The sequence below is a fragment of the Pseudomonas sp. HD57-3 genome (genome assembly GCF_056113135.1).
Genome location: NZ_CM148568.1, coordinates 5,212,688 through 5,226,312, shown reverse-complemented (window position 1 = coordinate 5,226,312; position 13,625 = coordinate 5,212,688). Strand labels below are relative to the sequence as shown.

General features: G+C 58.9%; 13 protein-coding genes. 9 read left to right on the top strand and 4 right to left on the bottom strand.

The features are described from left to right. Positions 1-33 precede the first annotated feature (33 nt). Entirely contained in the window at positions 34-978 is a 945-nt protein-coding gene (locus AC0R79_RS23670) for a lysophospholipase (RefSeq protein ID WP_474731831.1), read from the bottom strand. Positions 979-1,226: 248 nt separating this feature from the next. On the opposite strand from AC0R79_RS23670, the gene fadD2 reads away from it, so the two are divergent. Further along, positions 1,227-2,915, top strand: a complete 1,689-nt coding sequence (gene fadD2 / locus AC0R79_RS23665) for a long-chain-fatty-acid--CoA ligase FadD2 (RefSeq protein ID WP_007951151.1) — start codon at positions 1,227-1,229, stop codon at positions 2,913-2,915. Positions 2,916-3,273: 358 nt separating this feature from the next. Then, a complete protein-coding gene (fadD1, locus tag AC0R79_RS23660) occupies positions 3,274-4,971 on the top strand; it encodes a long-chain-fatty-acid--CoA ligase FadD1 (RefSeq protein WP_085606558.1) in 1,698 nt (565 codons plus the stop codon). 98 nt (positions 4,972-5,069) lie between these two features. Here fadD1 and AC0R79_RS23655 read toward each other — a convergent pair. Further along, positions 5,070-6,439, bottom strand: a protein-coding gene (locus AC0R79_RS23655) for an IS3 family transposase (RefSeq protein WP_127796595.1) whose coding sequence is annotated in 2 segments (ribosomal slippage) — positions 5,070-5,968 and positions 5,968-6,439 — 1,371 coding nt in all. Because the reading frame shifts where the segments join, the coding sequence is not laid out codon by codon here. Between the two features lie 71 nt (positions 6,440-6,510). Beyond that, positions 6,511-6,888 (bottom strand): hypothetical protein, encoded by a 378-nt coding sequence (locus AC0R79_RS23650; protein WP_007951149.1) that lies wholly within the window; start codon positions 6,886-6,888, stop codon positions 6,511-6,513. Between the two features lie 197 nt (positions 6,889-7,085). Here AC0R79_RS23650 and AC0R79_RS23645 point away from each other — a divergent pair, with 197 nt between their 5' ends. From AC0R79_RS23645 to def, 3 genes are all read left to right on the top strand, one after another. Then, positions 7,086-7,277, top strand: coding sequence for a CsbD family protein (locus AC0R79_RS23645; protein ID WP_102687273.1), 192 nt, complete (start codon positions 7,086-7,088; stop codon positions 7,275-7,277). A 177-nt stretch (positions 7,278-7,454) separates the two neighbouring features. Continuing rightward, positions 7,455-8,405 carry a YihY/virulence factor BrkB family protein gene (locus AC0R79_RS23640; RefSeq protein ID WP_085606556.1) on the top strand — a complete coding sequence of 317 codons (951 nt, stop codon included), beginning with the start codon at positions 7,455-7,457 and terminating at the stop codon, positions 8,403-8,405. A 2-nt stretch (positions 8,406-8,407) separates the two neighbouring features. Then, complete coding sequence (def, locus tag AC0R79_RS23635; RefSeq protein WP_474731830.1) at positions 8,408-8,947, top strand: peptide deformylase; 540 nt, start codon at positions 8,408-8,410, stop codon at positions 8,945-8,947. On the opposite strand, the gene AC0R79_RS23630 is transcribed toward def, so the two are convergent. After that, positions 8,948-9,367: a GNAT family N-acetyltransferase gene (locus AC0R79_RS23630; RefSeq protein WP_474731829.1), complete on the bottom strand. Its 420-nt coding sequence runs from the start codon at positions 9,365-9,367 to the stop codon at positions 8,948-8,950. Between the two features lie 324 nt (positions 9,368-9,691). Here AC0R79_RS23630 and AC0R79_RS23625 point away from each other — a divergent pair, with 324 nt between their 5' ends. From AC0R79_RS23625 to AC0R79_RS23610, 4 genes are all read left to right on the top strand, one after another. Then, on the top strand, positions 9,692-10,633 hold the full coding sequence (locus AC0R79_RS23625) for a fatty acid desaturase (protein WP_474731828.1): 942 nt from the start codon (positions 9,692-9,694) through the stop codon (positions 10,631-10,633). A gap of 7 nt (positions 10,634-10,640) precedes the next feature. After that, positions 10,641-11,432, top strand: coding sequence for a phosphate/phosphite/phosphonate ABC transporter substrate-binding protein (locus AC0R79_RS23620; RefSeq protein ID WP_474731827.1), 792 nt, complete (start codon positions 10,641-10,643; stop codon positions 11,430-11,432). A 127-nt stretch (positions 11,433-11,559) separates the two neighbouring features. Then, positions 11,560-12,105 carry a sigma-70 family RNA polymerase sigma factor gene (locus AC0R79_RS23615; RefSeq protein ID WP_207983730.1) on the top strand — a complete coding sequence of 182 codons (546 nt, stop codon included), beginning with the start codon at positions 11,560-11,562 and terminating at the stop codon, positions 12,103-12,105. Next, positions 12,102-13,115: an ABC transporter substrate-binding protein gene (locus AC0R79_RS23610; protein WP_474731826.1), complete on the top strand. Its 1,014-nt coding sequence runs from the start codon at positions 12,102-12,104 to the stop codon at positions 13,113-13,115. The genes AC0R79_RS23615 and AC0R79_RS23610 overlap by 4 nt, the downstream gene beginning before the upstream one ends. Positions 13,116-13,625: the final 510 nt, after the last annotated feature.

Here is a 13,625-nt window from a genome sequence, read left to right as displayed (position 1 = left end):
TCCTGTGACGGATGAAATGAATCCACAAAAAAATTATTCGCTGCGGTGCGGCCGGCGATGGCTCAGGGCCTGGCCGATCCAGGCCAGCACATCGGCGGTCACTTCGTCGCGGTTGCTCTCGTTGAACAATTCGTGCCGCGCCTGCGGGTAGATCTTCAGTTGCAGGTTCTGGCTGCCGGCCGCGCGCAAGGCGTTGGCCAGATCAGTCAGACGCTTGCCTTCGCTCACCGGATCACATTCGCCGCCGATCACCAGCAGCGGCAGGCCCGGATCGATCTGGGCGAGATTGGACGCTTTGCTGATTTGCTGCAACCCGCCGAGCAGGTCGATCCACAGTTGATTGGTGCAGCGAAAGCCGCACAGCGGATCGGTGGTGTACTTGTCGACCTCGGCCGGGTCGCGACTCAGCCAGTCAAACGCGGTGCGCGCCGGTTTAAATTTATTGTTGAACGAGCCGAACGACAGCCATTCGATCAGCGCGCTGCGACCCTTGGCGCCCTGGCGCAGCTTTTCAAACCGGGCGATCTGCCGGGCCGCGCGGTACAGCGCAACCGGCTGGAAATTCGAGCCGCTGAGAATCGCGCCGTGCAGGCTGGCGCTGTGATGCAGTAAATAAGCCTGGGCAATGTAACTGCCCATGCTGTGCCCGAGCAGCACGATCGGAACACCCGGATGACGCTGGCCGAGGAACTGGTTGAGGCTCGCGATATCTCCAACCACCTTGCACCAGCCATCGCCGTCGGCGAAATGCCCCAGCGTCCCATGATCGGCGGTTTTGCCATGGCCGCGCTGATCGGGCGCGTACACACCGTAGCCTTCGGCGCAGAACGCCTCTGCCAGCCGTGCGTAGCGGGCGCTGTGTTCTGCCATGCCGTGGGCCAGCAGAATCACCGCCTTCAGCGGCGCGTTCGGCAGCCACAGGTTGACGAAGAGGCGGCTGCGGTCACTCGCGTCCAGCCAGAAGGTGTCGTGGATCATGGCGATTCCTTTTGCGGCGTGTTTTTGCTGAAGCGTGTTGCAGAGGTTGCATTGTATAGCGCGTCCGATCAGCTCACGCCACGGCAGGAAGATTCACACGATCAATGACGACCTTGCCCATATTTGCCTGATTGACCATAGCTGCTAGTGTCCGTGAAGCCCCGCTTTTTGCTCTCGGCTTTTTCAGGGACAGAAAGAAATGACAGCGAAGCGGCCCCGGATCGGCTCAGGTAAAGAGGACAAGAACAATGCAACCTGATTTCTGGAATGACAAACGCCCGGCGGGCGTACCCCTGGACATCGACGCGGGTGAATTCAAGTCGGTGATCGAGGTGTTCGAGCGTTCCTGCAAGAAATTCGCTGATCGCCCGGCGTTCAGCAACATGGGCGTGACCCTGACCTATGCCGAGCTGGAGCGCCAGAGCGCCGCATTCGCGGGTTATCTGCAAGCCCACACCGATCTGGTGCCGGGGGATCGCATCGCGGTGCAGATGCCCAACGTCCTGCATTATCCGATTGCCGTGTTCGGCGCGTTGCGTGCCGGGCTGATCGTGGTCAACACCAACCCGCTGTACACCGCGCGGGAGATGCGTCACCAGTTCAAGGACTCCGGCGCCCGGGCGCTGGTGTACCTGAACATGTTCGGCCAGAAGGTCCAGGAAGTGCTGCCGGACACCGACATCCAGTATCTGATCGAAGCGAAGATGGGCGACCTGATGCCCACCGCCAAAGGCTGGCTGGTCAACACCGTAGTCAGCAAAGTGAAGAAAATGGTCCCGGCGTATTCGCTGCCCCAGGCGATTTCCTTCAAGAGCGCGTTGCGCATGGGCCGGGGCCTGGGCATCAAGCCGCTGAAGGTCGGCCTGGATGACATCGCCGTGCTGCAATACACCGGCGGCACCACCGGCCTGGCCAAGGGCGCGATGCTGACCCACGGCAACCTGGTGGCGAACATGCAGCAGGTGCGTGCCTGTCTCGGCCAGTTCGGCAGCGACGGCCAGCCGTTGTTGCGCGAAGGGCAGGAGGTAATGATCGCGCCGCTGCCGCTGTACCACATCTATGCCTTCACCGCGAATTGCATGTGCATGATGGTGTCAGGCAACCACAACGTGCTGATCACCAACCCGCGTGACATCGGCGGCTTCATCAAGGAGCTGAAGAACTGGAAGTTTTCGGCGCTGCTGGGGCTCAACACGCTGTTTGTCGCGTTGATGGATCATCCGGACTTCAAGACCCTGGATTTCTCCACGCTCAAACTCACCAACTCCGGCGGCACCGCGCTGGTCAAGGCCACCGCCGAGCGTTGGGAGCAGATCACCGGTTGCCGGATTACCGAAGGTTACGGTCTGACCGAAACCTCGCCGGTGGCCTGCACCAACCCGTACGGCGAGCTGTCGCGGATCGGCACGGTCGGCCTGCCGGTGCCGGGCACCCGGTTGAAAGTCATCAATGACGACGGCGTCGAACAGCCTTTGGGCGAGCGTGGCGAGCTGTGCATCAAGGGCCCGCAGATCATGAAGGGCTACTGGCAGAAACCCGAGGCCACCGCCGAAGTGCTGGATGCCGAGGGCTGGTTCAAGTCCGGCGACATCGCGGTGATCGACCCGGACGGTTTCGTGCGCATTGTCGACCGCAAGAAAGACATGATCATCGTCTCCGGTTTCAACGTGTATCCGAACGAGATCGAAGACGTGGTGATGGCTCACCCGAAAGTCGCCAACTGCGCAGTGATCGGCGTGCCGGATGAGCGTTCCGGTGAGGCGGTGAAGCTGTTTGTGGTGGCGCGGGAAACCGGGGTGAGCCTGGAGGAGCTGAAGGCCTACTGCAAAGAGAATTTCACGGCGTACAAGGTGCCGAAACACATCGTGCTGCGTGAGTCATTGCCGATGACGCCTGTCGGGAAAATCCTGCGGAGGGAGTTGCGCGATATCGCTTAAAAGAACTGTGCTTCGCGCAATCGTCGGATCGCCGCCCGGAACAAGCTCGCTCCCACAGGGTTATCGATGAGCCTGCGGGAGCGGGCCTGCTCGCGATTTTTGTTTCAGGCCCCCGAAAACCGGGACTTTCAAGGTGTTATAGGATTTTTGCTCTAAAATGACTGCCAGTAGTTCTTGAGTCATGAAAATGACTGTAGGGGCCGCTTTTGGCTCTAGTCGACCCTTGGCAAAGCTGCTACTCTCGGCGCGCTTTGTGACTTCTCGGCCTTGTAAAAAGCCAGACTCACCAATAAACAAACACCAATAATAATCGCATCAAATGCGGTGCTGAATTCGCGTTGCTGAGGAGTGGGCTTCCATGATCGAAGACTTTTGGAAGGATAAGTACCCCGCTGGAATTGCTGCCGACATCAATCCAGACGAGTACCCGAATATTCAGGCAGTGTTGAAGCAATCCTGCCAACGCTTCGCCGACAAACCGGCGTTCAGCAACCTGGGCAAGACCATCACTTACGGTGAACTGTACGAATTGTCCGGTGCGTTTGCCGCTTATCTGCAACAGCATACCGATTTGCAGCCCGGTGATCGAATCGCCGTGCAACTGCCCAACGTGCTGCAGTACCCGGTCGCCGTCTTCGGCGCCATCCGTGCCGGGCTGATCGTGGTCAACACCAACCCGCTGTACACCGCGCGGGAAATGGAACACCAATTCAACGACTCCGGTGCCAAGGCGCTGGTGTGCCTGGCGAACATGGCGCACCTGGCCGAAGCCGTGGTGCCGAAAACCGGCGTCAAACACGTCATCGTCACCGAAGTCGCCGACCTGCTGCCGCCGATCAAGCGCCTGCTGATCAACAGCGTCATCAAGTACGTGAAGAAAATGGTTCCGGCCTATCACCTGCCCAAAGCCGTCAAGTTCAACGACGTGCTGAGCAAGGGCCAGGGCCAACCGGTCGCCGAAGCCAACCCGGACAGCGGCGATGTCGCGGTGCTGCAATACACCGGCGGCACCACCGGCGTGGCCAAGGGCGCGATGCTCACCCATCGCAACCTCGTTGCCAACATGCTGCAGTGCAAGGCGCTGATGGGCTCCAACCTCAATGAAGGTTGCGAGATCCTGATTACTCCGCTGCCGCTGTACCACATCTATGCGTTCACCTTTCATTGCATGGCGATGATGCTGATCGGCAACCACAACATCCTGATCAGCAACCCGCGCGACCTGCCGGCGATGGTCAAGGAACTGTCGAAGTGGAAGTTCAGCGGTTTCGTCGGCCTCAACACGCTGTTCGTGGCCCTGTGCAACAACGAAGGTTTCCGCAAGCTGGATTTCTCGGCGCTGAAAGTCACCCTGTCCGGCGGCATGGCCCTGCAACTGGCCGCGGCCGAGCGCTGGAAAGCGGTCACCGGTTGCCCGATCTGCGAAGGTTACGGCATGACCGAAACCAGCCCGGTGGCCACGGTCAACCCGATCCAGAACATCCAGATCGGCACCATCGGCATTCCGGTGCCGTCGACCCTGTGCAAAGTCATCGACGATGCCGGTGTCGAGCAGCCGCTGGGCGAAATCGGCGAGCTGTGCGTCAAGGGCCCGCAAGTGATGAAGGGCTACTGGCAGCGTCAGGAAGCCACCGATGAAATGCTCGACAGCGAAGGCTGGCTGAAGACCGGTGACATCGCGCTGATCCAGCCGGACGGCTACATGCGCATCGTCGATCGCAAGAAAGACATGATCCTGGTCTCCGGTTTCAACGTGTACCCGAATGAACTGGAAGATGTGCTGGCGGCCCTGCCGGGCGTGTTGCAGTGCGCGGCCATTGGCATTCCGGACGAGAAATCGGGCGAGGCGATCAAGATTTTTATCGTCGCCAAACCGGGCGTCACCCTGACCAAGGAACAGGTGATGGAGCACATGCGCGCCAATGTCACCGGCTACAAGGTTCCGCGTTCGGTGGAGTTCCGCGATGCACTGCCGACCACCAACGTCGGCAAGATCCTGCGCCGCGAACTGCGCGACGAAGAGCTGAAGAAGATCAAGGCGAAAAGCGCCGCATAAAACAAAAAGCCCCGCAGATGCGGGGCTTTTTGTTGGTTAACTGTTTGATCGTTCCCACGCAGAGTGGACTGACCCCAACAAATTGGACGATCGTAAATCTATACCTGAATAGACTGAGTCCTGTATTCAACAGGGCTCAGTCCGTTTAACTTCAGCCTGATCCGTCGGTGATTGTAGTAGTGGATGTAGTCCACCAAGCCGGCGTGAAGCTCGTCCAGACTACTGAATTTGTTCAGGTAAAAAAATTCGGATTTCAGCGTGCCAAAAAAGCTTTCCATCGCCGCATTGTCGTAGCAATTACCTTTACGCGACATGCTAGGCGTGACCGAGCGCTCTTTGAGAAGTCGACCATAGATCGGCATCCGATATTGCCACCCTTGGTCGGAGTGCAAAATTGGCTTCTCCTGCGGCTGAAGGCGATCAAATGCCTTTTTCAGCATCGCCCCGACCATGCTGAATAACGGTCGTCTGGCTATGTCGTAAGAAATGATTTCGCCGTTATACAGATCCAGGATGGGTGAGAGATAAAGTTTCTGCCCTCCAACCTTGAACTCTGTGACGTCGGTTACCCACTTCTGATTTGGCTGTTGTGCTTCAAACTCGCGCTTCAGCAGATTAGGAGCAGCCTGGCCTGCTTCTCCTTTGTAAGCGCGATATTTCTTCACACGCACAAGGCTCTTGATCTGAAGCTCGGTCATCAGACGTTGAACCGTCTTGTGGTTGACCCGGTGACCAGCATCTCGAACTGCCAAAGTGATGCGGCGATAGCCATATCGTCCTTTGTGCTCGTCGAAAATGGTGCGGATCCTGGCTTTCAGATCCGCATACTTGTCGGCCGCCTGGAGTACCTTGTGCTGATAGTAAAACGTGCTGCGCGCCAACCCGGCTGCTTTCAGCAAGTCCTCAAGAGGGTACTGCTGCCTTAGCTCGATTACGATTTGCGCTTTTTCTGCTGCGCTGCTCGTTTCTTCTGAACCAAGGCATCGAGCTTTTTTAGATAGTCATTTTCCAACCGAAGCTGATTCAGCTCCGCGATCAGCTCATCCCGAGTACGGGAATCATCATCGGGTGACTGGGGTTGAGAAGATGAAGTCGGTTTCGGCATTTTTTTCTGAGATCCAGGTCGGTTGGGCTGCCGAGACAAGGCATTTTTACCGGCCTTATCATAGCGACGCTCCCAGTCACCAATGATGTTGAATTTTCGGATATCAAACAATGCCGCCACTTGGCGGTAGGAAAGTTGCTCTTCGCGCATGCGTTTCAAGACGGATAGTCTGAATTCAGCGCTGTAATGCTGCACCTTTTTTGATTCTAGAGCGGCCGCGCCATGGACCTGATAGGCCGCGACCCACTGGCGCAATGAAGAAAAATCTACATCGTGCCGCCCCGCAACATCTCTAAGACCCGCTTTACCGGAGCAGTAGTCTTGCACCGCCAACAGCTTCACTTGAACTGTGTACTTCGCCATAAAACACCCCATCGGTTGTGTCCAACCTTTGGGGTGCAGTCCAGAGCGTGGGAACGATCAGCGTGAGTGTCTTATTGGCGGAACGGCGCGAAGTTCACATTGGTGCCCGCCGGGCGCATGTCCTGCAGGTACGAGTCCTTGTCGGCGCTCAGTTCCAGGCTCAGGGCAGCCTTGCGCTTGCCTTCGTTGCGGATCACCAGGCCTTCGAGTTTTTCGCGCAGGAACACGGTCGGCACTTTCAGGTGCAGCAGTTCGTCGGTGGCCGGGGTGTGCATCAACAGGTGAATCCACTCGTACTGACCGATCGCCAGGCGCGACACCGGCAAGTCGAACCACCAGATGTTGCGGTTGCGGTTCAGTTCGGCGAAGTGGCAGTTGTTGGTGCCGAGCACGGCACCGCCCAGTTCCTGGTTGCGACGGGCGATGGCCTGCTTTTTATCGAGTTTCATAACATTCCTGCGGGATCGGTTCTGTGGCGCATGGCGCCCTTATGGTGGGCATTCTCGGGGGTACGCTCGCAAACATAAAGCCCAACCTGCACGCCGCGACGAAATGAAGCCGTGAAAATAAATGAAACTTGGCGCAAACCGGGCCAGTCAATCATTACGTACTGACTTTCCCCGTTAATGTTCCAAGGAGAATCACCATGGGTAGCACGAGCGATAAAGTGAAAGGCATGGCCAACGAAGCCGTCGGCAACATCAAGCAAGGTGTCGGCAAAGCCACCGACAACACCAAACTGCAGGCCGAAGGTAAAGTGCAAGAGAAGAAAGGCGAGGCCCAGCAAGCGGTGGGCAAAGCCAAGGACGCGGTCAAGAAAGGCGTCGACAAGGCTTGATAGAGCCTTGAACGAAACAACGAAGCGGCCATCCAAGGATGGCCGTTTTCGTGTCCCGTTCATATGCGGTCACGGATCACAGTGTTTCAAAGTCGCCAAGTAAGCTACTTTGATGAGAGAAAAACGGCCCCTGAGTCGCCACGACTTCAACCTGTTTTGCGGCGAAAGGAGACGCGAATGATTTTTCCGGACATGAAAGGTCTGCCCCTGCACCGGGTGATGGTGCGCACGGTCACTGAATTCGTCGACGACGAGATGTCGACCTATGCCTCGGCACTGGCCTACCAGATGCTGTTCTCGCTGTTCCCGTTCATTCTGTTTCTGATTGCCCTGATCGGTTTCCTGCACCTGCCGGACTTCTTCTCCTGGTTGCGCCTGCAATCGGAGCTGGTGTTGCCGCCCCAGGCGCTGGAACAGGTCAACCCGGTGATCGATCAACTGCAGCAGTCCAAGGGCGGCCTGCTTTCGGTGGGTATCGTCATCGCCCTGTACACCGCGTCCGCCGGCGTGCGCCTGATGATGAGCGCGATGAACGCCGCCTACGACGTGGTCGAGGGCCGGCCCCTGTGGAAGCGCTTCCCGCTGTCGATCATCTACACCGTCGGCATCGCTGGCATGTTGCTGGTGGCCGCGGCGCTGATGGTGCTCGGCCCGCAGGTGATGGGCTGGATCGCCGCGCAGGTCGGGCTGGAAGAAGTCATCGTCACCTTGTGGACCATCGCCCGCTGGCCGGTGATCGTGATCCTGATGATGGTGGCCGTGGCGCTGATCTACTACGTGATGCCCGACGTCAAACAGGAGTTCCGCTTCATCACGCCTGGTTCGGTGCTGGCGGTGGTGGTGTGGATCATCGCGTCATTGGGTTTCGCGTTTTACGTCAAGACCTTCGCCAACTACAACGCCATGTATGGCAGCATCGGTGCGATCATCGTGCTGTTGCTGTATTTCTACATTTCCGCCGCCGTGCTGTTGCTCGGCGCAGAGATGAATGCGGTGATCGAACACATGTCCAGCGAGGGCAAGGATCCGGGCGAGAAAGTCCCCGGCGAACTCGATGAACATCCCAAACAACACGTTTCCGGCCTTGGGCGCGATCACTCGCTCAAGCCGAACACTGACGAAGCCTGATCATGATCCGTGAAATTCTGAAGATGGGCGACGAACGCCTGCTGCGCATCGCTCCGCCAGTGCCCGCCGAAATGCTCGACAGTCCGGAACTGTGGCAACTGATCGACGACATGTTCCAGACCATGGAAAGCGTCGGCGGGGTCGGCCTGGCCGCGCCGCAGATCGGCGTTGATCTGCAACTGGTGATCTTCGGCTTCGAGCACAGCGAGCGTTACCCGGACGCCGAAGCGGTGCCGCAGACGATCCTGATCAACCCGCTGATCACGCCGCTCAGCCCGCTGATGGAAGAGGGCTTCGAAGGTTGCCTGTCGGTGCCCGGCCTGCGGGGCGCGGTGGATCGTTACCGGCAGATCCGCTACGAAGGCGTCGACCCCAAGGGCGAGCCGATTGTGCGTGTGGCCTCAGGATTCCATGCGCGGGTGGTGCAGCATGAATGCGATCACCTGATCGGGCGCCTGTACCCGTCGCGCATTACCGATTTCAGCAAGTTCGGTTTCACCGAAGTGATGTTTCCGGACCTCGATCCCAACGCTGACGACTGACTAGCCCAGGCGCGGTGCCAGCTCCATGGCAATCATCGGTTTGCTCCGCGCATAACGGCTCAAGCGCTCGGCCATGGCCTGGGGCAGGGCGGGGTCGAAAGTGAAGCCGCGCCGCTCGTAGAAACCGCGCAAGTCCGGGTGGCAGAACAACCACACCGGGGCCTCGACGTCCTTCACGGCTTCGGCAATCAACTGCGCGGCGATGCCTTGTTCACGGCAGGCCGGATCAACAAACAGTCCGGTCAGCCAATGCCCGCCGAACATCGGCCGCAGACACAACGCCGCCACGATTTCCTCCCGCCGCGCCACCCACAATTGCGCCTCGCGCACCGCTTTCATTGACGATTGATGCTGGCGGTAGAACTTGTTCATCAAGGGCCAGGACAGGTCGTCGAGCTGGCTGTAACGGATGTCGGTCATGAATCGGACTGCCGGTGCAAAAGCCGCGGATTATAAAACAACGTGCCCGCCGGGATAGGTGTATACCTGATCTCACATCCCCTCTGAGTGGAGTACGCATCATGTCCAAAGGTATGGATTCGAAGAAAGCCGCGAAGAAGAAACCGGCCAAGACCGCCATCGAGAAGCGCCACGAGAAAAGGGCGAAGAAAGTCGATATTTTTGGCCATTGATCACGCCGTTCGGGAGCTCGGAATCGGGCTCCCGCTACCTCCTAAAAAATAATCTGCAAGAATTTCCGTTGTCGTTGCACAGAAGGAATGGACTCCTTTTCCGAGCAACGCCATGGCCCATTACTTTGACGATCAGCATCGTCAGCAAATCGAAACCCTGCGCCAGCGCTTCACCGCCCGCACCGAGTGGCCGACCTGGCTGCTGCTGATCGGCGTCTACGGCGGCTGGTTCGCGATTGTGCTGGGCAGCGAACGGCTCGGCGTCTGGTGGAGCACGCTGCTGCTGATTCCGTTGCTGGTGCTGTGGCTGTCGGTGCAGCACGAATTGCTCCACGGTCATCCGACGCGCTGGACCTTCGTCAACAAAATCCTCGGCTACGCGCCATTCGCGGTGTGGTATCCGTACACGCTCTATCGCGACAGCCATTTGCAGCACCATCGCGACGAAGACCTGACGATTCCCGGCGTCGATCCCGAAAGCCGTTACCTGAGTGCCGAACGCTGGCAGGGCAGTTCGCTGTTCGAACGCAGCCTGCACTGGCTGAACAAAACCGTATTGGGCCGATTCATTCTTGGCGCGCCGCTGGCGTTGCTGGCGCTGGCCGGTGAAGAATTGCAACGTCTGAAAAACGGCGAGCGCCAAGCCTGGCTGATGTGGCTGACCCACGGCGCCCTGACCGTGCTGATGCTGTTTTTCATCGCCCGCTACAGCGTGTTGCCGGTCTGGCATTACCTGTTTTTGATCAGCGTGCCGGCGCTGTCGATTGCGATGGTTCGCTCCTACTATGAACACCGGCCGCACACGCAACCGGAGCAGCGCACGGTGCTCAACGAGGCCGGATGGCCGTGGCGCTGGTTGTTCCTGAACCTGAATTTCCATCTGGTGCATCACGATTTGCCGAAGCTTTCGTGGTACGACTTGCCCGAGGCCTACCGCATGCGCCGGGAGCAATGGGTGGCGCGCAGCGGCGGATTTCTGGTGCAAGGTTATGGGCAATTGTGGCGCCAGCACGGCATCAAGCCGATCGACAGCCCGCAGCATCCGTTTATTTGAGGCCACCATGACGTCAGGTTACGCAGAGCTGTTGATGTACATCGCCCCCGAGCCGATCCGCGCGGCGAACGAGCAGTGGCTGGCGCGGATCCTCGAACACCTCGGCCGTTCGCGGCTCGATGCCGACGGCCTGTCGCTGCTCGAACTCTGGCGTTCGCCTGAGTTGCTGCTGACCCAGACCTGCGGCTATCCGTTGATGACCGCGCTGCGTGGGCAGGTCAGGATTGTCGGCCGTCCGCGCTACGAATTGCCCGACGCCAGCGCCGGTAACCATTGCAGCCTGATCCTTGCCCGCGCCGATGATCCGCGCCGCAGTCTGGCGGAGTTCTTCGACAGCCGCGGGGTGATCAACAGCGAAGATTCCAACAGCGGCATGAACCTGTTTCGTCAGCGTCTGGCCCCATTGCACCGGGACGGTCAGTTTTTCGCTTCGGTCGGCATCAGTGGCGGTCACCGCGAGAGCCTGCGCTGGTTGCGCGAAGACCGCGCCGATCTGGCGGCCGTCGACAGCGTGACCTTTGCGTACCTGGCGCAGTACGCCGCCGTAGAGGTCAGCGGGTTGCGGGTTGTGGCGCGCAGTGCGTTCAGCCCGACCTTGCCCTTTATCACCGCAGCCGGCACGACGGACGAGCAGATTGAACACCTGCGCCGGGCCATGAACCGCAGCCTTCAAGACTTGCCGGACGTGGCCCGCATCCTCGGTTTGCCCGAGGTCCTGCCCGTCAGCGAAAGCGATTACCTCGTCCTGCTGGATTATCAGCGTGAGGCCGAAGAGCTGGGTTATGGCCGCTTACGTTAGTGGTTTCTAGTAATTCACTAATGGAATATAAAAATTCTTTTTAAGTATTTTTAACGCATAAGGCACCTTGCTAGGATCGCGCCACCGGACGACCGGACATTCAGCGACCCTTTACCAAGGAGCCCCCATGTCCGGCGCCGACTCATCCCATCGCAATCATGTGAACACGTTGTTTCGCGACCACTACCAGTGGTTGTGCACACGTCTGCGTCGGCAATCGAATGATGCGGCCACCGCCGAAGACATCGCCGCCGAAACCTTCGCGCAACTGCTCGAAGCGCCGGGCCTGACCGCCATCCGCGAACCCCGCGCCTTGCTCACCACCATCGCCCAACGCTTGCTCTACGAGCGCTGGCGGCGGGGCGATCTGGAGCGTCGGCATCTGCACCAACTGCAACAAAGTGACCTCGATCACGCGCCGTCTCCCGAAGAACTCGCTGACCTGTCGCAGAGCCTCAAGCATCTGGACCGGACACTCCAGCGCCTGCCGGGCAAGGTGCGCTCGACCTTTCTGCTGGCGCGCCTCGACGGCCTGACCTACCCGCAAATCGCTGCCGAACTGGGCATCTCCCAGCGTTCGGTGAGCATGTACATGACCCGTTCCCAGGCCCTGTGCAACCGCCATAGCGCCAACCAAACCCTGATTTCCTCCCAGAACAAGAGGTCCGCATGAGATCGATCAAAACCCTGCTCGGCAGTTCGCTGCTGGCCCTGACCCTGACTGCCGGGCACGTCGTGGCAGCGGAAAAAACCGCGCCGATCCACTTCGGCGACATCACCTGGGAAAGCGGCAGTTTCATCACCGAAGTGCTGCGCCTGATCGTTGAAAAAGGTTATGGCTACCCGACCGATACGCTGCCGGGTAGCACCGTCAGCCTGGAAGCTGCGCTGGCGAAAAACGACATTCAAGTGATCGGCGAAGAGTGGGCCGGGCGCAGTCCGGCGTGGGTCAAGGCTGCCGCCGAGGGCAAGGTGTTCGGCCTCGGTGACACCGTGAAGGGCGCGACCGAAGGCTGGTGGGTGCCGGAATACGTGATCAAGGGCGACCCGGAGCGCGGGATCAAACCGCTGGCGCCAGAGCTGAAATCGGTGGCCGACCTGCCGCGCTACAAGGATGTGTTCAAGGACCCGGAAGACCCGAGCCGTGGGCGGTTCCTCAACAGCCCGACCGGCTGGACCTCGGAAATCGTCAACAGCCAGAAGCTCAAGGCCTATGCGCTGAACGACAGCTTCGTCAACTTCCGCACCGGCTCCGGCGCGGCGCTGGATGCCGAGGTGGCGTCGTCGATCAAGCGCGGCAAACCGGTGCTGTTCTACTACTGGTCGCCGACGCCGCTGCTCGGTCGCTTCAAACTGGTGAAACTGGAGGAGCCGCCGTTCGATGCCGAAGCCTGGAAAACCCTGGCCGATGCCAACAACCCCAACCCGAAAGGCACCCGCTCGATGCCGGCGAGCCTGGCGATTGGCGTGTCGGCGTCGTTCAAGGCGCAGTACCCGGAACTGGTGACGTTCTTTGAAAAAGTCGATTTGCCGATTGATCTGCTGAACCAGACCCTGGCCGGGATGAGCGAGAAGCGCCAGCAACCACGCCAGGTCGCCGAAGCGTTCCTGCGCGATCAGCCACAAGTGTGGAAGCCTTGGGTGCCGGGTGATGTGGCAAATAAGGTGAGCGGGAGTCTGTAGTTCTTTTCTGATATTTGTGTCGTTTCAAAAGTTGCCATTGCGAGTCGGTCGCAATGGCAACCAACACCTCTGCCGCTGAACCGTTTCTCGTCCGCTTCCTGTCCGAACTCCCTCATTACTGGCCGACTAGTGGCCTTGCGCAAGGCCTTGCGCTGTCTATGCTCATTCATAACTAACTATGTCGAACGCCATCCAATGCGCTACGACCGCTAGCGGTTACCGATCTCAAAGCTGCCAGAGTGCGCAATTCAAGGCACCGACACTTGACCGACAAGGAGCTGTTTTTAAATGGAAGTTCTTCTGCATGTTAGGAGTGGCCCGCCTGCGGGCTATCAAGAAAAGGATGTCTTGATTAGAGCGTCGTCGCATGGACTCTCCGATTAATCATCGTTTATCACCTGACAACTTCCTCCCGTGGAGGAAGGCGTGTGCCTGTTCTGTGGAACGTAGTGGTGGATTCTGAAAGACCTGAACTTTCATCAAATCAAAAGAACGCGCGGAAGGTGATCG